General features: G+C 64.4%; 24 protein-coding genes, 3 tRNA genes and 1 pseudogene. 24 read left to right on the top strand and 4 right to left on the bottom strand.

Going from position 1 to position 19,823, the window contains the following annotated elements; translation table 11 throughout:
* Positions 1-507: 507 nt before the first annotated feature.
* Positions 508-1,395: a Dyp-type peroxidase gene (locus PT85_RS03740; RefSeq protein WP_039605943.1), complete on the bottom strand. Its 888-nt coding sequence runs from the start codon at positions 1,393-1,395 to the stop codon at positions 508-510.
* A 122-nt stretch (positions 1,396-1,517) separates the two neighbouring features.
* Positions 1,518-2,372, bottom strand: a complete 855-nt coding sequence (gene folD / locus PT85_RS03735; RefSeq protein ID WP_027590377.1) for a bifunctional methylenetetrahydrofolate dehydrogenase/methenyltetrahydrofolate cyclohydrolase FolD — start codon at positions 2,370-2,372, stop codon at positions 1,518-1,520.
* A gap of 272 nt (positions 2,373-2,644) precedes the next feature.
* Between folD and PT85_RS03730 the strand changes: the two genes are divergently transcribed.
* The 4 genes from PT85_RS03730 (at position 2,645) to PT85_RS03715 (ending at position 4,097) form a co-directional block, all read left to right on the top strand.
* Positions 2,645-2,721 (top strand) — tRNA-Arg (locus PT85_RS03730).
* Between the two features lie 34 nt (positions 2,722-2,755).
* Positions 2,756-2,831: transfer RNA gene (locus PT85_RS03725), tRNA-His, on the top strand.
* A gap of 49 nt (positions 2,832-2,880) precedes the next feature.
* A tRNA-Leu gene (locus PT85_RS03720) sits at positions 2,881-2,965 on the top strand.
* A gap of 697 nt (positions 2,966-3,662) precedes the next feature.
* Positions 3,663-4,097, top strand: coding sequence for a hypothetical protein (locus PT85_RS03715; RefSeq protein WP_039605942.1), 435 nt, complete (start codon positions 3,663-3,665; stop codon positions 4,095-4,097).
* 74 nt (positions 4,098-4,171) lie between these two features.
* Here PT85_RS03715 and PT85_RS03710 read toward each other — a convergent pair whose 3' ends face one another.
* Together PT85_RS03710 and PT85_RS03705 are read right to left on the bottom strand one after the other, a co-directional pair.
* Positions 4,172-5,170: a phage portal protein gene (locus PT85_RS03710; protein WP_052237596.1), complete on the bottom strand. Its 999-nt coding sequence runs from the start codon at positions 5,168-5,170 to the stop codon at positions 4,172-4,174.
* Positions 5,170-6,930 (bottom strand): terminase ATPase subunit family protein, encoded by a 1,761-nt coding sequence (locus tag PT85_RS03705; RefSeq protein ID WP_039605941.1) that lies wholly within the window; start codon positions 6,928-6,930, stop codon positions 5,170-5,172. The genes PT85_RS03710 and PT85_RS03705 overlap by 1 nt, the downstream gene beginning before the upstream one ends.
* A gap of 178 nt (positions 6,931-7,108) precedes the next feature.
* Here PT85_RS03705 and PT85_RS03700 point away from each other — a divergent pair, with 178 nt between their 5' ends.
* The 20 genes and pseudogenes from PT85_RS03700 to PT85_RS03610 all read left to right on the top strand — a co-directional run bounded on the left by PT85_RS03700 (position 7,109) and on the right by PT85_RS03610 (position 19,817).
* Positions 7,109-7,930 carry a GPO family capsid scaffolding protein gene (locus PT85_RS03700; protein ID WP_039605940.1) on the top strand — a complete coding sequence of 274 codons (822 nt, stop codon included), beginning with the start codon at positions 7,109-7,111 and terminating at the stop codon, positions 7,928-7,930.
* Between the two features lie 21 nt (positions 7,931-7,951).
* A complete protein-coding gene (locus PT85_RS03695) occupies positions 7,952-8,962 on the top strand; it encodes a phage major capsid protein, P2 family (RefSeq protein ID WP_039605939.1) in 1,011 nt (336 codons plus the stop codon).
* A 2-nt stretch (positions 8,963-8,964) separates the two neighbouring features.
* Positions 8,965-9,684: a phage terminase small subunit gene (gene gpM, locus PT85_RS03690; protein ID WP_039605938.1), complete on the top strand. Its 720-nt coding sequence runs from the start codon at positions 8,965-8,967 to the stop codon at positions 9,682-9,684.
* Between the two features lie 98 nt (positions 9,685-9,782).
* Positions 9,783-10,244, top strand: coding sequence for a head completion/stabilization protein (locus tag PT85_RS03685; protein ID WP_039605937.1), 462 nt, complete (start codon positions 9,783-9,785; stop codon positions 10,242-10,244).
* Positions 10,244-10,453: a tail protein X gene (locus PT85_RS03680; protein WP_039605936.1), complete on the top strand. Its 210-nt coding sequence runs from the start codon at positions 10,244-10,246 to the stop codon at positions 10,451-10,453. The genes PT85_RS03685 and PT85_RS03680 overlap by 1 nt, the downstream gene beginning before the upstream one ends.
* Positions 10,454-10,492: 39 nt before the next feature.
* A complete protein-coding gene (locus PT85_RS03675; RefSeq protein ID WP_039605988.1) occupies positions 10,493-10,807 on the top strand; it encodes a phage holin, lambda family in 315 nt (104 codons plus the stop codon).
* Positions 10,804-11,619, top strand: coding sequence for an N-acetylmuramidase domain-containing protein (locus tag PT85_RS03670; protein ID WP_039605935.1), 816 nt, complete (start codon positions 10,804-10,806; stop codon positions 11,617-11,619). Before PT85_RS03675 ends, PT85_RS03670 begins: the two co-directional genes overlap by 4 nt.
* Positions 11,616-11,963: pseudogene (locus tag PT85_RS18250) on the top strand (Rz-like lysis system protein LysB); the annotation flags it as partial. The gene PT85_RS03670 and the pseudogene PT85_RS18250, both read left to right, overlap by 4 nt.
* Positions 11,887-12,150 (top strand): Rz1-like lysis system protein LysC, encoded by a 264-nt coding sequence (gene lysC, locus PT85_RS18200; RefSeq protein ID WP_214442705.1) that lies wholly within the window; start codon positions 11,887-11,889, stop codon positions 12,148-12,150. The pseudogene PT85_RS18250 and the gene lysC, both read left to right, overlap by 77 nt.
* Positions 12,147-12,635: a phage tail protein gene (locus PT85_RS03660; protein WP_039605933.1), complete on the top strand. Its 489-nt coding sequence runs from the start codon at positions 12,147-12,149 to the stop codon at positions 12,633-12,635. The genes lysC and PT85_RS03660 overlap by 4 nt, the downstream gene beginning before the upstream one ends.
* Complete coding sequence (locus tag PT85_RS03655) at positions 12,632-13,078, top strand: phage virion morphogenesis protein (protein WP_039561426.1); 447 nt, start codon at positions 12,632-12,634, stop codon at positions 13,076-13,078. Before PT85_RS03660 ends, PT85_RS03655 begins: the two co-directional genes overlap by 4 nt.
* 61 nt (positions 13,079-13,139) lie before the next feature.
* The gene (locus tag PT85_RS03650; protein ID WP_065365778.1) at positions 13,140-13,766 is read left to right on the top strand and encodes a phage baseplate assembly protein V; all 627 of its coding nucleotides are present in this window, start codon (positions 13,140-13,142) and stop codon (positions 13,764-13,766) included.
* Positions 13,763-14,116: a GPW/gp25 family protein gene (locus tag PT85_RS03645; RefSeq protein WP_039605932.1), complete on the top strand. Its 354-nt coding sequence runs from the start codon at positions 13,763-13,765 to the stop codon at positions 14,114-14,116. Before PT85_RS03650 ends, PT85_RS03645 begins: the two co-directional genes overlap by 4 nt.
* The gene (locus PT85_RS03640; RefSeq protein WP_039605931.1) at positions 14,113-15,015 is read left to right on the top strand and encodes a baseplate J/gp47 family protein; all 903 of its coding nucleotides are present in this window, start codon (positions 14,113-14,115) and stop codon (positions 15,013-15,015) included. The genes PT85_RS03645 and PT85_RS03640 overlap by 4 nt, the downstream gene beginning before the upstream one ends.
* Positions 15,012-15,632 (top strand): phage tail protein I, encoded by a 621-nt coding sequence (locus PT85_RS03635; protein WP_039605930.1) that lies wholly within the window; start codon positions 15,012-15,014, stop codon positions 15,630-15,632. The genes PT85_RS03640 and PT85_RS03635 overlap by 4 nt, the downstream gene beginning before the upstream one ends.
* Positions 15,625-17,244 carry a phage tail-collar fiber domain-containing protein gene (locus tag PT85_RS18245; protein WP_052237595.1) on the top strand — a complete coding sequence of 540 codons (1,620 nt, stop codon included), beginning with the start codon at positions 15,625-15,627 and terminating at the stop codon, positions 17,242-17,244. The genes PT85_RS03635 and PT85_RS18245 overlap by 8 nt, the downstream gene beginning before the upstream one ends.
* Positions 17,244-17,609: a hypothetical protein gene (locus PT85_RS17945; RefSeq protein ID WP_139182039.1), complete on the top strand. Its 366-nt coding sequence runs from the start codon at positions 17,244-17,246 to the stop codon at positions 17,607-17,609. Before PT85_RS18245 ends, PT85_RS17945 begins: the two co-directional genes overlap by 1 nt.
* Positions 17,610-17,698: 89 nt before the next feature.
* Positions 17,699-18,886, top strand: coding sequence for a phage tail sheath protein (locus PT85_RS03620; protein ID WP_039605929.1), 1,188 nt, complete (start codon positions 17,699-17,701; stop codon positions 18,884-18,886).
* A gap of 13 nt (positions 18,887-18,899) precedes the next feature.
* Positions 18,900-19,415 carry a phage major tail tube protein gene (locus PT85_RS03615; protein ID WP_039605928.1) on the top strand — a complete coding sequence of 172 codons (516 nt, stop codon included), beginning with the start codon at positions 18,900-18,902 and terminating at the stop codon, positions 19,413-19,415.
* Between the two features lie 54 nt (positions 19,416-19,469).
* On the top strand, positions 19,470-19,817 hold the full coding sequence (locus tag PT85_RS03610) for a phage tail assembly protein (protein WP_039605927.1): 348 nt from the start codon (positions 19,470-19,472) through the stop codon (positions 19,815-19,817).
* The last annotated feature ends 6 nt before the right edge of the window (positions 19,818-19,823 follow it).

The raw sequence follows: 19,823 nt of genomic DNA, 5'->3' as shown, positions 1-19,823 counted from the left end.
CTCTCAATTAAAATCCTAATCTTGTTTTTATAAAACCCTAAACGTGGTTCAGCAATATCAGAAAACACTGTGATTCACGAGTATTACGTGTGATGCTGTTAAACTGGCGACTATCACTCGATGCACCCACAAGCACCCACACGAATTGCTTGATTCAGTTGTTAAAGAGCGTTTCGATCTGACCGAAGGTCTCAACCGAGGCCGCGCATTCTACAGCGGCCGTTTTGCCTGTCAAGCGTTGATTTGAACTTTTTCGTTTCATCTCAACTGCTTACCACCCAGAGCCGGTTCAACCAGACTCTGCAGCGGGAGGCGAATCATACAGCGCCAAACGACACTGTCAACCCCGCCTCGACCAGCAGCCCGCTTCCTCTAGCGAGCCCCCCCCCCAAGCAGATCCGAACATCCAACTCGTTGATTTACAAGGAGTTTTCAGCAGCTCTGCGCTGGAAGTGGGGCGCATTATAAGGAGCCTCAGCCAAAGGTCAAGGCTTCTTTTATATAACTTCAACCAACCCGTACCCCGGACAGATCGAGCACACCCTCACGCAGCGGCGGGCACCAATAATAACCGCCACTTACCGGCCGACTGAAACGGTAAAGCGCATCCACAATCCCATCATCGACTCCCGCCATCCGGCGCATTTGCACCTCAAATGCATCAAAACTCCGTCCGAAGCACAAAAACATCAACCCCGCCCGCGCACCCTCGACCCACGGCATGGAGCGACGCACCATAAACGCCTCCGGTGCGAAGCTCTCCTGAGCCGTCCGCTTCACATGCGCCGACTCCGGAGCCTCATCCAGCTCTTCGTTATCACTTTTGCGACGCCCGAAAATGTCGTCCTGCTCAGAACCAGGGAGGCTTTCAAAATAGTCGAGATCATGAACCCACCGCTGGATGACGGCAAAACTACCACCCAGCTCCCCATCTTCACCGTCGACAACAATCGCCGCCTTGACTGCCGCCTCGCCAAGCGGGTTTTCAGTGCCATCTTCATAGCCCGTCAGATCATGACCCGCCTGATGGCGAAAGGCCTCAACAGCGTGATCAAGAGACAGCGCAGGGGATAACGCCACCTCCAATCGCCGGGACAAGTGCAGCAGCTCGCCGCGATCACTCCCCCGCAACCAGCACCACAGCGCAAACTGAGTGACAGGAACCTCAACGAGCGAACCCTCGAAGGCCGGGAACTCACGAAGCCCCGAAACACAGCACCCCATCGCCGTCACAAGAGACTGCCCCAGCCCTACCACCACAGCCCGGCCATCTACCCATGGCACAAGGCGATCCAGAGCCCCACGCAACTCATCCGGCGAACGCAACGAGAAGAACAAATGGCGAGCTTGCAAAGGGACCGGCGCTTCGAGGATGGCCGGCTGACAACGATTCATAAACTCTCCTGCAATGGCATCGGGCAGCCCAAGCACTACGACCGGGCACACGGGCAGCACTTGTCTCACTAGCACACCAATAAAAACGGCACCCCGCAGGGTGCCGTTCTCGCGACACAGGCTCAAGCGTGCAACTTGTCCGCCGCATGAAGCGTATTTTCCAGCAGGCAGGCACGGGTCATAGGACCCACCCCGCCGGGAACCGGCGTAATCCAACCGGCACGCTTGCTGGCCGCCTCAAACTCGACATCACCAACCAAACGCCCGTCCGGCTGGCGATTGATACCTACATCGATGACGATGGCACCCGGCTTGATCCAGTGCCCCTTCACCAATCCAGTGATCCCCGTGGCAACCACCACCAAGTCGGCACGACTGACGTGCTCCTCCAGATTCCTGGTGAAGCGATGGGTGACCGTAACGGTACATCCAGCCAGCAACAGCTCAAGCGCCATGGGACGCCCAACGATATTGGATGCCCCAACCACCACGGCATCCAGGCCGTGCAGATCGACGCCTGTCTCGGACAGCAGCGTCATGATGCCTTTCGGCGTGCAAGGGCGCAGCAATGGAATCCGCTGCGCAAGGCGACCCACATTGTAAGGATGGAAACCATCCACATCCTTGTCAGGACGGATACGCTCCAGCAACCGGGACGCATCCAGATGCTTCGGCAGAGGCAGCTGCACCAGGATGCCGTCAATTGCAGGATCTGCGTTTAGCTGGTCGATCAATGCCAGCAGCTCTTCCTGACTGGTCGTTTCCGGCAGGTCGTAGGCACGGGACTCGAAACCGACCTCGACACAATCCTTGCGCTTGTGCGCCACATAAACCTGGGACGCGGGATCAGAGCCCACCAGGATCACAGCCAGACCAGGTGCGCGCAGCCCCTGCTGACGACGTTCGACAACCCGTTGGGCGATCTGCTGGCGGAGACGGGCGGCAATCGCCTTGCCGTCGATCAATTGAGCGGTCATTACGCTTGGTCAACCATCACAAAGGGTAAATAGAAGGCGCGCATTCTCGCACGCCAGCCCCCGAAGGCAAAAGCAGCGAAGGCCAGACAGACGTAACCCATTTATCTCACAGGATTTTTTTAAAAAATCTGTTGACGAGGTATGGCGACATGAATAACATACGCCCCGCTTGTCGAGCACAGCTAGTCGCTGGGCATGAAGGCAGCAAGCCTCACCAAAGGCTAACTGCAATCAAAGCCAACATTTGCGCTCTTTCGAGATAGCAGAAATAGGCGCCCGTAGCTCAGCTGGATAGAGCATCCGCCTTCTAAGCGGATGGTCGCAGGTTCGAGTCCTGCCGGGTGCGCCATAAAGGCAGCTTTGGCACAAGCAAACGCAATATGGTGGGCGTAGCTCAGTTGGTAGAGCACAGGATTGTGGCTCCTGGTGTCGTGGGTTCGATTCCCATCGTCCACCCCATATTCGAGAAAACGCCAGACCCTGAGTCTGGCGTTTTCGTTTCAACCACGCGGACGTGGTGAAATTGGTAGACACACCAGATTTAGGTTCTGGCGCCGCAAGGTGTGAGAGTTCGAGTCTCTCCGTCCGCACCATCTCTCAAGCTCCCCTCCTCCGCAAAGCCGCGTGGTTCAAGGCTTTCAGCGGATGTCATCCAGGCGAGAGCGTTTGTTTCCCTCTCTGTTTTGTTCCCAGAGTGTTCCCAGAGAAAGCGCACGGATCAGGTCATCCGGGGCGGCCGGATGGGGTTTCCGCCGTTTTATGTTGACCCCTCAATCTGGGGTAATTTCGGTTATGTCCGGCGACCGGCCCGCTGAAACCCTTGCGGCGCTTGGGCTGCGGTCGTTCCAGCCAAGGTTAGGAAACGGTTAGGTAATGGTTATCTGATTACCTTTTTTCAGGTTGCCACCCAAGAAGCTGGAAGCCTTGTAAATCAAGGGCTTGAGAAAACCTAACCTTTACCCTTACCTAAAATCACCATCCAAGGTAATTGCCCTAACCCAGTGTTCATGCGGGTTACAGCCACGGCTTGGGGTAGGGCTAACTGAAATTACCTCTCCAGCATCCCCCCACCCAAACCTCGCTCCCCTGCCCTACTCCCCCTGTACCGCTAAACCACCCCACCGTGCAGGGATTCGCAGGGAAATCGGCACCGCCAAACCTCCTCAACCCACCAGCATTAGCGCGGCTCACGCCTGCCCGCAGGGGCGCAGAAAAAGCGACACATTAAGCCCGCAGGCGTGGCGGGGGGACGATTGCGCGCGCCGCCCTTAGCCAGCGAACCCCTAGACAATGGCTGATGAATTCGCGAGGATCACCGGGTACCGGCTGCATATGGAGAAAGCCCAAATGGCTCATTACGCGATTGCCTTTGATCTCGACACAAAAGCTATGAAAGCAGCCGGCTTGAGCGCCGCTCAGAGGACTCGGATCTACCAAACTGAGATTCCTCAAGCCCTCGCCCAGTGTGGTTTCACTGCACACCCCCAAGGGTCGCTCTACCACACAGAGGCCGAGCAAAACCCTATCACTGCGATCATGCAGCTTCAGTCCACATTGAAAACGCAGGCGCCGAGCTTCTGCGAATACGTGCGTCGGGTGCACGTATTCCGCATGGAAGAGTGGAGTGATGTCACCACCCTGGTTTCAACGAAGAAACTTCCTGCCGCACCCGGACCGGATGCTGAAGAGGAGCTCGAAGAGCAAGAGGAGTTCGACGCAGCGTAAGGCCACCGCTGCCACCGGATCTTCGATCACAAAAAAGCCGCCCTTGAGGCGGCTTTTTCGTTTCCGGGTCTGGCTCAACCCTTTGCCGGCAACTCGAACGGCCTGAACCGGATCACCTCCTCGCCCAGCCAGTCGTTCACCTGCTGCAGGCGTGCCTGGATGGGTTCGAGTTCGTTGATGGCCCACACCTCGGCTGCCTCGCGCAGGCTGCCGAAGCCGCCGGCGTTCTGCGGGACGATGCCCATCAGTTGCGGCGGGATGCGCAGCGCGGCCAGCAGGTCGTCGCGGCTGATGTTCTTGATGCTGCCGAACTCATCCTTGGCCGCCACCTCGCTCACCGGCAGCAATTGGATGCCATCCTTCTTGCCGCCCGGGGCGTACATGAACAGGTTGCGGAAGTTGCCTGGCCCCTTGGCGTTCTTCAGCGCAGTGCGGAGCGCGGCAACGTCGCCCTCGTTCTGCGCGGCGTCGGTCATGTAGAGGATGAACCCGGCGTGGCTGCCGTTCTGGTAATACTTGCGCCGGAACAGGGTCGCCGACTCGTTGAGCAGCGCGCTCTGCAGGGCGGCCAGCCACTCCGGCAGGCCGTAGATCTCCTGGTTGATGTCGGCCTCGCGCAGGTGCAGCACCGTGCCAACCTCGAAGGCGTGTTCGTCCTTCCAGCCGCGCACCTGGAAGTACTCACCCGCCTCGACACCCACGCGCATGTACTTGGCCAGCGGCGGCAGCAGGCCCAGCGCCTGGCCGAGCATGTTGCGACGTTTCTCCAGGTAGGCATTGCCGCACCACAGCCAGTCCAGGGCGAACTGCCCGAACGCGGCGCGGCTGAGCAGTTTGTGCGGGATGAAGGTGCGCTCGAGCATGTTGCGCTTGAAGCCGATGCCGCTCTGCAGGTAGACGCTGGCCCGGGTGGACTTGGCCAGGCCGTCAAGCGACAGCGGCGGTTCGTACCAGCGGCCGTTCTGCCAGCACTCCAGGTAATCGAGGATCTCGCGGCCATCGAGCACCGGTACCGGGTCGCCGAAGGTGAAGGCCTCGATGCCGGGCTGCGCCGCAGCGGTTTCAGTGCTCATCAATAGATCTCCATGAAGCTGCTGTTCTGGGCGGTGCGGCCCTCCAGCGGCTCGTTGTGCAGGGCGTGCATGAGCGCCCAGGCGAGGTCGGCGTGGCCGGTCTCGTCGGTGCGCCCGGCGGTGTAGGTGAATTGGCGGCCGCTGGCCGTCATGGTTTTGCGGATGGCCATCAGACTGGAGGCCATGTCGGTCCAGCCTGCGTCGAACTCCAGGCGGCCGCTCTTGATCACGTCCCAGGTCTTCATCACCAGGCGCGTCTTCACCTCGGGCGAGTAGCTGAAGGTGGTCAGGCCGGGGAAGAACTGGCGCACCAGCTGGGCGACGCCGGTGCCCATGCCGGTGGTGTCGATGCCGATGTAGGTCACCCAGAAGCGCTGAGTCACCTGGCGGATGAACTCGGCCTGGGCGGCGAAATCCATGCCCCGGAACTGGTGGCGCTCGATCACGCGGAACTTGCCGCCGGGCACCATGGGCGGCGCGACCACCACCAGGCCGGCGCTGTCGCCGGACTCGGCCGGGTCATAGCCGATCCACACCGCACGATCACCGAACGGGCGCTGCGCGAACGGCTTGTAGTCCTCGGCCCAGGCCTCCCAGCTGTCGATCATGCAGGGCTGCAGCAGCGTCAGCGGGAAGATGCTCGCGCCGTCGTCGACGAACTCGCACATCAGCAGGTTGGCCCACTGTTCGGCGTTGTACTCGAAGCGCAGCTCGTCCAGGTTGAACAGGTCGCAGCCGCGGGCCTCGGCGTCGAGGATGGTCACGATCTGTCGCCAGATCTTGTCGTCGCACAGCCTCCCCTGGCTCAGGGCGTCGTGGCTGACATCCAGCTTGATGTGCTGGGCGCTCGGCTTGCCCTTGTTCAGCCGCTCGCCGGTCCACCACTTGTAGGCCTCGTGCCCCTTGCTGGAGGGGGTCGAAAAGTAGGTCTTGCGCCACTTCTTGTGCAGCGCCATGCCCGAGGCGACCTTGTTCAGCTCCTCGAACTTGTGGGTCCAGAAGAATTCGTCGAAGTAGAAGTTTCCCGACCGCCCCTGGGCGGTGCGGTAGTTGGTGCCCAGAAAGTGCAGCTCGGCGCCGTTGGCCAGGATGATCGGGTCGCCGGTCAGCTGGCGGTCCAGGACCTCGCGCGCCATGTCCTGCATGTAGTTCTTGAACTGGTGCGCCTGAGCCTTGCTGGCCGAGAGGAAGATCTGGTTACGTCCGGTGATCGCCGCATCAAGCAGCGCCTCGCGGGCGAAGTAGTACGTGGCGCCGATCTGGCGCGACTTCAGGATCATGCGGGTGCGCTGATTGCCCGCCCGGTACCAGTCCTTCTGGTAGTCGAAGCAGGTATCGAGAAACGCCTCCTGCAGCTTCTCGATGTCCTCCTCGCTGAACTCGTTACGCTTGGGCGCCTTCTTCGGCCCCTCGTTGCGCGCGGCGATGTTCGGGTTCAGGTCGGTTTCGGTGCCGCCGCCCTGGTAGCGCTGGATGCGCGCCTGCCGCTCCAACTGGCGGTGCAGCAGGTCGATTTCCTTGAAGTCCGCCCCGGTCTTCGGGTCCTTGAGCAGCAGTTGCACCAGCCGGGCTTCCAGGGCGCCGCCGATTCGTTCTAGGGTATCGGCCCGGTCCCATTCGTCCCGGCCCTTCCAGGAATGGACGGTCTTCTCCGGCTCGCCCAGGAAGTCGGCGATGTCGGTGATGCGCCAACCCAGCCAGTACAGGAACTTGGCCTGCCGGCGGTTATCGCGGATGGGGATTGCTACGGTCTCAGTCATGGCGGGGCTCTGGCATTCAGCAATGGCAGCGATGCTGCCGCCCGCGCGCGAACCGCCCTAGCACGGGGGGTTGTAACGCCCCGCCCTACAACTCCCCGTCGTTGCCGCTCATCGCGCGCCTGCCGACCATGCCCTCAACCCACTGCACACCCGCAGACCGGATTGAGGACATCCACCGATGAGCAAGAAATTCCGCTCCAAGCTGTTCCGTGTCGCCGTCGAAGGCGCGACTACGGACGGCCGCGAGATCCAGCGCAGCTGGATCGAGGACATGGCCGCCACCTACAACCGCAACACCTATGGTGCCCGTCTGAACTGCGAACACATCAAGGGCCTGGCCCCGGATTCCGTGTTCGGCAGCTATGGCGACGTGCTTTCCCTGGAAGCCAAGGAAGTCGACATCGCCGGCGAGAAGAAGCTGGCCCTGTTCGCGCAGATCGAGCCCACCGAAGCGCTGATCGCCCTGAACAAGAAGGGCCAGAAGATCTACACCTCCATCGAGGTGCAGCCCAACTTCGCCAAGACCGGCAAGGCCTACCTGGTCGGCCTGGCCGTGACCGACAGCCCGGCCAGCCTGGGCACCGAAGCCCTGGAGTTCAGCGCCCAGAAAGGCACCCTGGCCAATCGCAAGCTGCACGCGGACAACCTGTTTACCGCTGCCGAAGAAACCGAACTCGAGTTCGAGGAAGTGGACGACACCCCGTCCAAGGTCGCCGGCCTGTTCAAGAAAGTCAGCGAGCTGCTGGGCAAGGGCAAGCAGACCGACGAGCAGTTCGGCGAGCTGGCCGAGACCCTGGAAGCCATCGCCAAGCACTCGGCAGAGCAAGCCGAAGCGCTGAACGCCGAGAAGACCGCCCGCCAGAGGCTGGAAACCCAACTGTCCACGCTGTCGGGTGACCTGGCCTCCCTCAAAGAAACCCTCGGCAACACCCAAGACCACAGCCAACAACAGCGCCCGCCGGTAGCCGGCGGCGACGGCGTCGTACTGGCCCAGTTCTGACTCTTTTCCCCGGAGCACTCCATGCGTAACGAAACCCGCAAAGCGTTCAACGGCTACCTGCAGCAGGTGGCCAAACTCAACGGCGTCGAGTCCGCCACCGAGAAGTTCAATGTCACCCCGTCGGTGCAGCAAAAGCTGGAAACCGCCATCCAGGAATCCAGCGAATTCCTGCAGCGCATCAACATCATGGGCGTGAACGAGCAGGAAGGCGAAGCCCTGGATCTGGGTACCAATAGCCCGATCGCCAGCCGCACCAACACAGCAGGTGGCAACCGCCGAAACCCTGCCGATCGCACCAAGCTGACCAAGGATTCCTACGTCTGCAAGAAGACGGACTTCGACAGCTCCGTTCCTTATGCAAAGTTGGATGCTTGGGCAAAATTCAAGGACTTCCAAGCGCGTATTGCTAACGCTGTCGCCGGTCAGCAAGCACTCGACCGCATCATGATCGGCTTCAACGGCACTCACGCGGCTACTGCGACCAATCTCGAACAGTATCCGTTGCTCCAGGACGTGAACATCGGCTGGCTGCAGAAGATCCGCACCAGCGCGCCCGACCGGGTAATCGACGAAGTCGTCGAGACCTCCGGTAAGGTGACCATCGGCGCGGCGGGTGACTACAAGACTCTGGAAGGTCTGGTATTCGACGCCCTGCAGCTCTTGGAGCCCTGGCACCGCAAGCAACCAGGTTTGCGCGTCTTCGTGTCCCGGAACCTGCTGCAGAACAAGCTGCTGAAGGCTCTGGAAAAGGGCGCAAGCTCCAACGAGGAGGAGCTGGCTGGTGACGAGATCATCGCGAAGGCCCGCCTTGCTGGCCTGCCCATCGAGGATGCCCCGTTCTTCCCGGATGGCACGGTCCTGATCACCACTCTGGATAACCTGTCCATTTACTGGCAGGAAGGCGCCCGCCGTCGGCACATCAAGGACGAGCCCGAATTCGACCGCATCGCCGACTATCAGTCCAGCAACGAGGCCTATGTGGTCGAGGACTTCGGTCTGGTGGCCTTGGTCGAGAACATCGAGGCCGTCTAATCATGCTCAAGCCTCTTTCTCCCGCCCAGCGCGTACAGCTGCGCAAACGCGCGGCCCAGGAGGCCGCCGCCGCTGCGCCGGCCACCTCCATGGCGGGTGCGACGTCCTACGAGCTGCAGCTGGCCCAGCTGCACCAGGACCGCCACCGTCTGAAACAGATCCAATCGACCGAGGGCAAGATCGAGCTCAAGCGGCAACTGGTCCCGCACTACGCCCCGTATATCGACGGCGTGCTTTCGGCCGGCGTCGGCGCCCAGGACGAGGTACTGGCCACCCTGATGGTCTGGTGCTTCGACATTGGCGACTGGCACAGCGCTTTGCCCCTCGCCCGCTACGTCCTGGAGCACAAGCTGCCGATGCCGGATCGCTTCGCGCGTACGCCCGGCACCCTGGTTGCCGAGGAAATCGCCGAGGCCGCGCTCAAGGCGCTCAAGCTCGGCCAGCCCTTCGAGCTGGCCGTGCTGGAGCAGACCGAGGAGCTCACCCGTGAGCAGGACATGCCCGACCAGGCGCGCGCCAAGCTGCACCTGGCCCTCGCCCGCGTGCTGCTGGGTCTAGTCCCGGACGAGTCTCCAACCTTTGAGCAACTGATCCAGCTGAACGCTGCCCACTCCCACGTGCTGCGCGCCATCGAGCTGCACCAAAACTGCGGCGGCAAGAAAGACCTGGAGCGCGCCACGCGCCTCCTCAAGAAACACGCCACGGTCACCACCGAGGCATAACCGAGCGTCCCCGCGACCCCGGCGGCTCGGGGCGGATCAGCAGGTTGAATCCTTCGCTGTGAAGCCCCGACCACCGCCGACCTGACTCCGAGGCATTGATGAGCGGATTTATCGCCACCGGCACCGCCGAGGCCTTCACCCTGACCAACGACGGCTTCTGGCCGGACATTGATGCCGACCACCTGCGCGCCTCGCTGCGCATGGACGGTACCGTCAGCAACGCCCGCCTGGAACTGGCGGCTGTCAACGCCATGCTCAGCGTCAACCGCGAGCTGGCCCATCTGCAGGCCGAATACCAGGCCGATGGCTACGCCACGCTGGCCGACGTTCCGGCCGCCGAGCTGCAAGGCCTGAGCGGGCTGATTCACCTCTACCGCCGCGCCATTTACTGCACCGCCGGCGCCGAGCTGGCCGAGCGCTACCGGACGTTCGACGCCACCGCCGCCGGCAACCAGCGCGCCGACGACCTGACCCCGAGCATCGACGAATACCGCCGCGACGCCCGCTACGCGATCCGCGACCTGCTGGGCATCACCCACAGCACGGTGGAGCTCATCTGATGGACACGATCCGGGCCACCCAGGGCGACACCCTCGACGCGATCTGCTGGCGGTACTACGGCCGCACGGCCGGCGTGGTCGAGCAGGTGCTGGAGGCCAACCCCGGGCTGGCCAGCCTGGGGCCGGTGCTGCCCATCGGCACGCTGGTGCGGATGCCCGCCGTGGCCACCCAGGCCACCCAGCGCGACGTGGTGAACCTATGGGACTGACCGACCACCCCCTCTCCGAGGGCCAACGAGATGAACAACATGCCTGACCGTCCTGAAACCTGGGCGTTCTTCGCAGCCTGGCTGCAGGAGAACTTCCCCGCGCTGTACGCCGCCCTGCTCGCCGCCGCCATCGCCGCTGCCCGCCTGTTGAATGGCGGCAGCACCTGGCGCCGCATCGCGCTGGAGGCTCTGATCTGCGGCCTCATCACCCTGGCGGCCAGTAACGGCCTCGGGCTGCTCGGCATTCCTGCCTCCTACTCGCCGCTTTTCGGGGGCTTCATCGGCCTGATTGGCGCCGAGGGCATCCGCGAAGGCCTCAAGCGCTTCTACAACCGCAAGGCGGACACCCTATGACCCTGCGCCTCGATGACGTCGGCCTCGACGTGCTCCATCTGCAGAAGCGCCTCAACGAGCTGGGCGCGAATCCGCGGCTGCTGCCCGATGGCCAGTTCGGCGAGGTCACCGAGCGCGCCGTGCGGGCCTTCCAGCAACGTGCCGGCCTGGTGGTCGATGGCGTGGCCGGACCCAAGACGATGGCCGCCCTGTCCGGCCATTCCACCAGCCGCCTGCTCGGCCAGCGCGACCTGCAACGCGCCGCCGACCGCTTGGGCGTGCCGCTGGCCAGCGTCATGGCCCTCAATGCCGTGGAAAGTCGCGGCGAGGGCTTCGCCGCCAATGGCCGGCCGGTGATCCTGTTCGAGCGGCACGTGATGCACGAACGCTTGCAGGTCAACGGCCTGAGCGAAGCCGAGGCGGACGCCCTGGCGGCACGCCACCCCGGCCTGGTGAGTCGCCGGCCAGGCGGCTACGTCGGCGACACCGCCGAGCATCAGCGCCTGGCCAATGCCCGCCTGTTGCATGACACCGCTGCCCTGGAATCCGCCAGTTGGGGACTGTTCCAGGTGATGGGCTACCACTGGCAGGCCCTGGGCTACGACACCACCCAGGACTTCACCGAGCGCATGGCCCGCCACGAAGCCGAGCACCTGGAAGCGTTCGTGCGCTTCATCGAAGCCGATCCGGCACTGCACAAGGCACTCAAGGGCCGTAAGTGGGCCGAGTTCGCCCGCCGCTACAACGGCCCGGCCTACGCCCGCAATTTGTACGACGTGAAGCTGGCTCGGGCATTCGAGCAATTCAGCGACGCACTGCAGGCCGCCGCATGACGCGCTGGCTGCTCGCCCTGGTCGCCGCGCTGGCCCTGCTGATCTGGCATCAGCAAACCCGCATCGACGCCGCCCAGTCCGGCAAGGAACTCGCCGTCAAGCGCGCCGAACAGGCCGAGCAAACCGCCGCGCAGCACCAGGCCAACGCCGACACCCTGGCCGCCACCCTCGCCACCGAGCGCACCGCCCAGGCCCAGCTGCAAACCCGCACCACCGAATTGCGCACCCTGCTGGCCGCCCGCCAGCGCGACATCGAGGAGCTGAAACGTGAGAACGAAGACCTGCGCCGCTGGGCTGACCAGCCTTTGCCTGCTGCTGCTCGCCGGTTGCGCGAGCGCCCCGCCCTCACCGGCGCCGACGCTTATCGTGACTGGCTGTCCCGCCGTGACGCCGTGCGTGCTGCCAGCGACGGCGCCGGACAATAACGGCGCACTGTTCCAGGACGCCGACGCCCTGGAACTGGCCTGGGCCGAGTGCGCGGCCAAGGTCGACACGGTGATCGCTGCTCAGCCCAAGGAAGCCGCCCAATGAACAAGCACGGATCACTGCGCGACCACCTGCAGGCAGCCGTCCCCCAGCTGCGCCATCGCAAGGACAGCCTGCTGGTGTTCATCGACTCCGGTTCGCTGCGCTGCACCGCCGCGCCGGGTCTGTCGTTCGAATACCAGTACGACCTCAACGTGGTGCTGACCGACTTCCCCGGTCACCCGGACGCGGTGATGATCCCGCTGCTGGCCTGGGTGGGTACTCACCAGCGCGAGCTGCTGGAGAACCTGGACAAGGCCAACGGCTCGATCAAGTTCGAGGCCGAGATCCTGTCGAACAAGTCAGTGGACCTGTCCATCACCCTGCCGCTGACCGAGCGCGTCATCGTCAAGAAGCAGGCCGATGGCACCCTGCAGGTCACCCACCCGGACGAGCCGCAACCCGAGCCCTACCTTGAAGCCAGGCACTGGCAACTGATCGCCAACGGCGAGCCGCTGGCCGACTGGGACAGCCCCGAGGCCCCGGCATGAGCGACAACCTCAACGCCCTGGAAGACTGGGCCGGCGCGCTGCTGGCCAAGCTCCAGCCCACCGAGCGGCGCAAGCTGAACCAGACCCTCGCCCGCGAGCTGCGCCGCAGCCAGCAGCAGCGCATCGCCGCCCAGCAGAACCCGGACGGCAGCGCCTACGCACCGCGCAAGCCTCGCAAGAACCTGCGCCGACAAGGCCGCATCAAGATGTTCGCCAAGCTGCGCCAGGCCAAGCACCTCAAGCTGCAGAGCGACGCCGACAGCATCGCCCTTGTCATCACTGGCCGCGCCGGGCGCATCGCCCACACCCACCAGCACGGCCTGACGGATCGGCCGGAGCGCAACGGCCCCGAGATCCGCTACGCCCGTCGCGAACTGCTGGGCTTCACCGAGGCCGAGCTGGAAATGATCCGAGACCGCCTGCTGCACCACCTCGCGTTGTAAACCCCGCCGCTACAACCCCCGGCCCGTGCGCCCTGCGCGCGCGGGCGGCAGCATCGCCGGCATGAATATCGCCGACGTCATCCGCCGCATCGAAAACCTGATCCGTCCCGGAGTCATCGCCGAGGTCCAGCACACGCCCCTGCGCGTGCGCGTGGCCACCGGCGGCCTGCTCACCGGCTGGCTGATGGTGTTCGCCCAGCGCGCAGGCGAAGACCGCACCTGGGACCCGCCCAGCGTCAACGAGCAATGCCTGGTGCTGTGCCCCTCCGGAAACCCGGAACAGGCATTCGCCCTGGTCGGCCTGTACGGCGACGATTTCCCGGCCCCAGACGACAGCCCGACCCGCCACCGCCGCACCTACCGCGACGGCGCTGTCATCGAGTACGACACCGCCGCCCACGCCCTGCGCGCCGAACTGCCCGAAGGCGGCACCTTCGAGCTGATCGCCACTGGCGGCTCGCGCATCGTCGGGCCGGTGCGCATCGAGGGCACCCTGCACGCCACCGAAGCGGTGAGCACCGACAGCACCCTGCACGCGACAGACGCCATCAGCACCGATGCCGGCGTTACCGCCGTTGATGACATCACCACCGACGCGGATGTGCTGGCCGGTGACATCAGCCTTACCAAGCACCGCACCAGTGGCGTTCTGCCCGGCAATGGCACGTCGGGAGTCCCCATCCCATGACCGGCATGAGCGCAACCACCGGCCGCGCCCTGACCGAGCGCGAGCACCTGGCCCAGTCCATCGCGGACATCCTCACCACTCCGCTGAACACCCGCATCATGCGCCGCGACTACGGCAGCCTGCTGCCCGATCTCATCGACTGGCCCCTCAACGGTCAGACCACGCTGCAGGCCTATGCCGCCATCGTCATGGCCCTGATGCGCTGGGAGCCGCGCATCAGCCTGAGCGCCGTGGCGCTAAGCCTGGGCGAGCGCCCCGGCCAGGCCTTACTCGACCTGGACGGCCAGCGCGTCGACACAAACGAGCGGCTGAACCTGCGGGTGCCGCTGCAGATGGGGGCGATGGCATGAGCAGCAGCACCTACACGCCCATCGACCTGTCCCGCTTGCCGCCGCCCCAGGTGGTGGAGGCGCTGGATTACGAACAGATCCTCGCCGAGCGCAAGGCCTACATGGTTTCGCTCTGGCCCGCCGCCGAGCAGGCGGACATCGCCGCGAAACTGGAGCTGGAATCCGAGCCGCTGAACAAGCTGCTCCAGGAGAACGCCTACCGCGAGCTGCTGCTGCGCAAACGGGTCAACGAAGCCGCCCTGGCCACGATGTTGGCATTCGCAGAGGGCGAGGATCTGGAGCACGCCGCCGCTCGCGTAGAGGTAGAGCGCCTGGTCATCACCCCGGCCACCGCCAACAGCCCGGCCGTGATGGAGGATGACGACAGCCTGCGTGAGCGCGCCCAGATGGCCTGGGAGGGCCTGAGCTCCGCCGGTGCACGCAACGCCTACATCTTCCACGCCCGCAGCGCCTCCGGCCGGGTCGCCGATGCCAGCGTCCACAGCCCGGCCGGCGCCGAGGTGGTGTTGACAGTGCAGTCCGCCCTGGGTGATGGCGGCACCGATGCCGAGCTGCTGGCCGTCGTGGCGGACTACCTGTCCGACGAGGACCGCCGGCCGGTGGGCGACCGCCTGACGGTGCAAGGCGTGGAGGTGCTGCCGTACAGCATCACCGCCGTGCTGCACATGAACACTGCTGGCCCCGAAGCCGTTGCCGCTCGCGCCGCGGCTGAGGCCAGGTTGGCGGCCGTCATCAACCCACGTAGGCGTATCGGCGCGCGCGTATCCGATTCGCTGCTCAAGGCCGCCCTGCACGTCGAGGGCGTGAGCTGGGTGGAACTGGTGGACTGGGCCGACATAGCGCCCACCTATGCCCAGGCCGCCTATTGCACGGGGTACAGCATCGAGGTGCGGACATGACCGCCGACCTGCTGCCACCCAACGCCACGCCACTGGAGCACCGCGCAGCCCAGGGCCTGGCACAGATCGAGCGGGTACCGATCCCGGTCCGCGACCTGCACGACCCGGACCGCTGTCCGGAGCCGCTGCTGCCGTACCTGGCTTGGGAGCGTTCGGTGGATCGCTGGGATGACGCCTGGCCGGAACGCACCAAGCGGGAGGTCATCAAGGCCAGCCCGTACATCCACCGCCACAAGGGCACCATCGGCGCCCTGCGCCGCGTGGTGGAACCGCTCGGCTACCTGATCCGCATCGTCGAGTGGTGGCAGACCGATCCGCCCGGCCCACGCGGCACCTTCGAACTGGAGATCGGCACGCTGGGGAACGGCATCAGCGAGGAGCTGTACGACGCCCTGGTGCTGTTCATCGAAGACGCCAAGCCGGCCAGCCGCCACATCACCCGCCTGGACATCGCCCTCGACACCCGCGTGCCGGCCTTCTACGGCTGCGCGCTCACCGACGGTGACGTGCTGGACATTCTCCCCTGGCAATCCGCCGATCTCGACATTCATGTCACCGCCTACCACGCGGTGACCGACCACACCAACGACATCCTGGACGTGTACCTCAATGGCTAACGCGAACTCCCAGTTCGGCGGGTTCCTCACCAACGTGGGGGTCGCCAAGCAGACCAACGCCAACGCACTGCAGATTCCCTGGAAAATCACCCGCATGCAGCTGGGTGATGGCGGTGGGGAGCCGACTCAGGCGCCCGACCCGGTGCCACGCCCCGACCAGACCGCGCTGATCCGTGTGGTGCACGACGCGCCGCTGAATGCCCTTTACCCGTCGCCGGACGATCCCGGCGTGCTGATCGCAGAACTGGTGCTGCCGCCCAACATCGGTGGGTTCTGGATTCGGGAGACCGCGCTGCGCGATGCCGATGGCGACCTGATCGCCGTCGCTGCACCGGCGCCCAGCTACAAGCCGCAGCTCAACCAGGGCAGTGGTCGGACCCAGACCATCCGCATGCACGTGGTGTTCGGGAACACGGCGAATGTGCAGCTGAAGATCGACCCGTCGATCGTGCTGGCGACGCGGGAGTATGTCGACAGGCGAGACAGCGAACGTCAGCCCCTCAATGCCCGGCTGACTACCTTGGCCCAGCAGGTGATGGCTGCGAATCAGTTGATCTACTCGACCGGGCCGGACGAGTTCGGAATGACGGCATTCCCGACCTTCGCCCGCGAGCTGATCGCGGCTGACACCCCGGCGAAGGCACGCGCAAAGCTGGAACTGCGCAGCGCTGCGTTACTGGATGCCACGACGTCGGTGACAGACCGGACGGTGGGCCGGGCAGTGCGCATGGGCGACCTCGGGTTTGGCCAGATGACCGGCCCCGTCAACGAGGTGGACTTCAACAACCTGCCGACGCAATACCCCTACAGCGGCCGACTGCCGAATCTGTATGGTGGCGTCACCGCAAAGAACAGTCCAAAGGCCGGTGAGTTCTTCTGGTATCTCCACCAGCACCTCCGCACAGCAAGCGATGGGACAACCTCGGTGCTGCAGGTGGCGTTCCCCTACCGGGCAACGGTCGATGGATTCTGGTTTCGTAGCCGTTACCAGAACACCTGGTCGACATGGGAAGAGATCAAGTGCGCCCGCCAGCTTGCCGAGATTTACGCGCCGTTGGCCTCACCGGCATTTACCGGCACGCCGACTGCGCCAACTGCACCGGCCGGAACGAACAGTGCACAGATCGCCACCACGGCATTTGTGCGCGCGGCCATTGCCGCCCTGGTCGGTTCCTCGCCTGCGGCACTCGATACCCTCAACGAACTAGCGGCCGCCCTGGGCAACGATCCCAACTTCGCGACCACCATGACCAATGCCCTGGCCGGAAAACTGGGCAAAACCGAAACGGCCGCCAAAGCGGCAGCATTGGCCTCCAGCATCATTATCAACGGGGTACCAGTAAACGCTGGGTCGAATGTCAGCATCAGCGCGGATGCGACTGCCGCCTCGGTGCTGGCCGCTATGGCAGCGGCGGGGATAGGCGGGGTGGGAACGTATGCCTTCGCCATACGGACCGCGGGGACGACCGCACCGGGAGCGACTGTGGCGGGGTCGGTCTTGCAGTACTCAAGCACCTCGGAATCGGGGTCCAACACCCCGTTGCCCGGCACTTGGCGGGCGATGGGTTATGGACTGGAATTTGATGCCACCCTGTACTTGAGGATTGCCTGATGGAAGTACGGTCTCCACGATTCAACAGTCATGGAACTTTTGATTGCGAAGTTTACGACCCGGCATATGGCTGGATTCCATTCACTACCTCGCCAGATGATCCCGAGGCGCATGGACGCGACCTCCATGCACGCATCCTGGCTGGGGAGTTCGGCGATATCGAACCTTACATCGAGCCTGATCCCGTACCGCCGACGCTTGGGCAGATCCAGGACCTGCGCCGCGCCGCCTACGCCGCCGAGTCCGACCCCCTCCGCAACGAGGCCGACTATGACGCCCTGGTGAGCGGCACCGAACCCGACTACACCGCCTGGATGGCGGCGGTCGAGGCGATCAAGGCCCGCTATCCGCTGCCCGAGTTGTAACCACCCCCGCTACAACCCCCGCCAGTCGCTCCCGCCACGCGCGCGCGTCACCCTGCGCAGGACTACCCACTCCTGCGCAGGTTTGCCCAATGACCGATCACCATCACGGCGTCCGGGTCCTCGAAATCAACGAGGGCTCGCGCCCGATCCGCACCGTCTCCACCGCCACTGTCGGCATGATTTGCACCGGCTCCGACGCCGACGAAACCGTTTTCCCCCTCAACAAGCCCGTGCTGCTCACCGACGTGCTGCGCGCGTCCGGCTCGGCCGGCGAGATGGGCACCCTGGCCCGCAGCCTGGATGCCATCGCCGACAACGCCAGCCCGGTCACCGTGGTGGTGCGCGTGGCGGACGGCGAAGGCGCCGACGACGAAGCCAAGGCCGCCGACCAGGCCGTCAAGATCATCGGCGGCGTGACGCCCACCGGCGAGTACACCGGCCTCAAGGCGCTGCTGGCGGCTGAATCGCAGCTGGGCGTGCGTCCGCGCATCCTGGGCGTGCCGGGTCTGGACACCCTGCCGGTCACCACCGAGCTGATCAGCATCGCCCAGAAGCTGCGCGGCTTCGCCTATGCCAGCTGCATGGGCGCGGAGACCGTCTCCGACGCCATTGCCTACCGCGAGGGCTTCGGCGCCCGCGAGCTGATGCTGCTCTGGCCGGACTTCATGGCCTTCGACACCGCCCTGGCAGCCGACATGCCGGCCAGCGCCGTGGCCCGCGCCCTGGGCCTGCGCGCCCAGCTCGACCAGCAGATCGGCTGGCACAAGACCCTCTCCAACATGCCGGTCAACGGCGTGACCGGCATCAGCAAGCCGGTGTTCTGGGACCTGCAGAACCCCGCCACCGACGCCGGCCTGCTCAACGGCAGCGAAGTCACCACCCTGATCCGCCGCGATGGATTCCGCTTCTGGGGCTCGCGTACCTGCAGCGCTGACCCCTTGTTCGCCTTCGAGAACTACACCCGCACCGCCCAGGTGCTGGCCGACACCATGGCCGAGGCGCAGTTCTGGGCGATGGACAAGCCCATGCACCCGTCGCTGGTCAAGGACATGCTGGAAAGCATCAACGCCAAGTTCCGCGAGCTGGTCCGGGGTGGGTACCTGATCGGCGGCGAGGCCTGGTTCGATGAGTCCGCCAACGACAAGGACACCCTCAAGGCCGGCAAGCTGTTCCTGGATTACGACTACACCCCCGTGCCGCCGCTGGAAGACCTGACCCTGCGTCAGCGCATCACCGACCGCCACCTCATCAACTTCGCGGCCGGCATCAAGGCCTGACAGGAGATCGCCCATGGCTATGCCCAAGAAACTCAAATCCATGCTGCTCTTCAACGAGGGCAACAGCTACGTCGGGCAGTGCGCTTCCGTCACGCTGCCCAAGCTCGGCCGCAAGTTCGAGTCCTGGCGCGGCGCGGGAATGGATGGCCCCGTCAAGGTCGACCTCGGCCACAGCGACGACGGCATCCAGCTGGAATGGACCCTCGGCGGCTGGGACCTGACCGCCCTCAAGCAGTTCGGCGCTACCAAGATCGACGGCGCCATGCTGCGCTTCAGCGGCTCGGTGCAACGCGACGACACCGGCGAAGTGAGCGCCGTGGAAGTGGTAGTGCGTGGTCGCCACGAGGAGATCGACTTCGGTGAGAGCAAGTCCGGCGAGGACACCGAGCACAAGTACGTCACCACCTGCAGCTACTACAAGCTGACCATCGGCGGCGAAGTGGTGATCGAAATCGACCTCCTCAACTTCATCTTCAACGTCGGCGGCGACGACCGTCTGGCCGCCCACCGCCAGGCCCTCGGCCTGTAAACCCCACCCAGGCGCCGCCGGCGACGGCGGCCTACCCACTCAAGGAATCCAATCATGGCCAAGCAAGAAACCACCGCCGCCCTCGACCAGACCGAGGCCAAGAAGAACCCCAACCAGGAAACCGTGCCCCTGGACAGCCCCATCCAGCGCGGCGAGCAGACCATCAATGAGGTCCTGGTGCGCAAGCCCATGGCCGGCGAACTGCGCGGCGTCTCGCTCCAGGACTTGCTCCAGATGGACGTGCTGGCCCTGCGCCGGGTGCTGCCGCGCATCACCATCCCCACCCTGACCGAGAACGAAATCAGCCGCATGGACCCGGCAGACCTGACTCAGTTGGGCGTCGCGGTGACCGGTTTTTTGGTGCAGAAGCGCTTCAAGGAGGAGGCCTCCCTCACCGCGTAGAAGACG

It is taken from the genome of Pseudomonas flexibilis (genome assembly GCF_000806415.1).
Taxonomy (GTDB): domain Bacteria; phylum Pseudomonadota; class Gammaproteobacteria; order Pseudomonadales; family Pseudomonadaceae; genus Serpens; species Serpens flexibilis.
Note: the sequence above shows the minus strand (reverse complement) of the source record. Positions and strands in the feature narration are given on the sequence as shown.

Bases quoted from the DNA above. Each gene is read 5' to 3' on its own strand.
- PT85_RS03740 (WP_039605943.1), bottom strand. From the start codon at position 1,395: ATGAATCGTTGTCAGCCGGCCATCCTCGAAGCGCCGGTCCCTTTGCAA.
- folD (WP_027590377.1), bottom strand. From the start codon at position 2,372: ATGACCGCTCAATTGATCGACGGCAAGGCGATTGCCGCCCGTCTCCGC.
- PT85_RS03715 (WP_039605942.1), top strand. From the start codon at position 3,663: ATGGCTGATGAATTCGCGAGGATCACCGGGTACCGGCTGCATATGGAG.
- PT85_RS03710 (WP_052237596.1), bottom strand. From the start codon at position 5,170: ATGAGCACTGAAACCGCTGCGGCGCAGCCCGGCATCGAGGCCTTCACC.
- PT85_RS03705 (WP_039605941.1), bottom strand. From the start codon at position 6,930: ATGACTGAGACCGTAGCAATCCCCATCCGCGATAACCGCCGGCAGGCC.
- PT85_RS03700 (WP_039605940.1), top strand. From the start codon at position 7,109: ATGAGCAAGAAATTCCGCTCCAAGCTGTTCCGTGTCGCCGTCGAAGGC.
- PT85_RS03695 (WP_039605939.1), top strand. From the start codon at position 7,952: ATGCGTAACGAAACCCGCAAAGCGTTCAACGGCTACCTGCAGCAGGTG.
- gpM (WP_039605938.1), top strand. From the start codon at position 8,965: ATGCTCAAGCCTCTTTCTCCCGCCCAGCGCGTACAGCTGCGCAAACGC.
- PT85_RS03685 (WP_039605937.1), top strand. From the start codon at position 9,783: ATGAGCGGATTTATCGCCACCGGCACCGCCGAGGCCTTCACCCTGACC.
- PT85_RS03680 (WP_039605936.1), top strand. From the start codon at position 10,244: ATGGACACGATCCGGGCCACCCAGGGCGACACCCTCGACGCGATCTGC.
- PT85_RS03675 (WP_039605988.1), top strand. From the start codon at position 10,493: ATGCCTGACCGTCCTGAAACCTGGGCGTTCTTCGCAGCCTGGCTGCAG.
- PT85_RS03670 (WP_039605935.1), top strand. From the start codon at position 10,804: ATGACCCTGCGCCTCGATGACGTCGGCCTCGACGTGCTCCATCTGCAG.
- PT85_RS03660 (WP_039605933.1), top strand. From the start codon at position 12,147: ATGAACAAGCACGGATCACTGCGCGACCACCTGCAGGCAGCCGTCCCC.
- PT85_RS03655 (WP_039561426.1), top strand. From the start codon at position 12,632: ATGAGCGACAACCTCAACGCCCTGGAAGACTGGGCCGGCGCGCTGCTG.
- PT85_RS03650 (WP_065365778.1), top strand. From the start codon at position 13,140: ATGAATATCGCCGACGTCATCCGCCGCATCGAAAACCTGATCCGTCCC.
- PT85_RS03645 (WP_039605932.1), top strand. From the start codon at position 13,763: ATGACCGGCATGAGCGCAACCACCGGCCGCGCCCTGACCGAGCGCGAG.
- PT85_RS03640 (WP_039605931.1), top strand. From the start codon at position 14,113: ATGAGCAGCAGCACCTACACGCCCATCGACCTGTCCCGCTTGCCGCCG.
- PT85_RS03635 (WP_039605930.1), top strand. From the start codon at position 15,012: ATGACCGCCGACCTGCTGCCACCCAACGCCACGCCACTGGAGCACCGC.
- PT85_RS18245 (WP_052237595.1), top strand. From the start codon at position 15,625: ATGGCTAACGCGAACTCCCAGTTCGGCGGGTTCCTCACCAACGTGGGG.
- PT85_RS17945 (WP_139182039.1), top strand. From the start codon at position 17,244: ATGGAAGTACGGTCTCCACGATTCAACAGTCATGGAACTTTTGATTGC.
- PT85_RS03620 (WP_039605929.1), top strand. From the start codon at position 17,699: ATGACCGATCACCATCACGGCGTCCGGGTCCTCGAAATCAACGAGGGC.
- PT85_RS03615 (WP_039605928.1), top strand. From the start codon at position 18,900: ATGGCTATGCCCAAGAAACTCAAATCCATGCTGCTCTTCAACGAGGGC.
- PT85_RS03610 (WP_039605927.1), top strand. From the start codon at position 19,470: ATGGCCAAGCAAGAAACCACCGCCGCCCTCGACCAGACCGAGGCCAAG.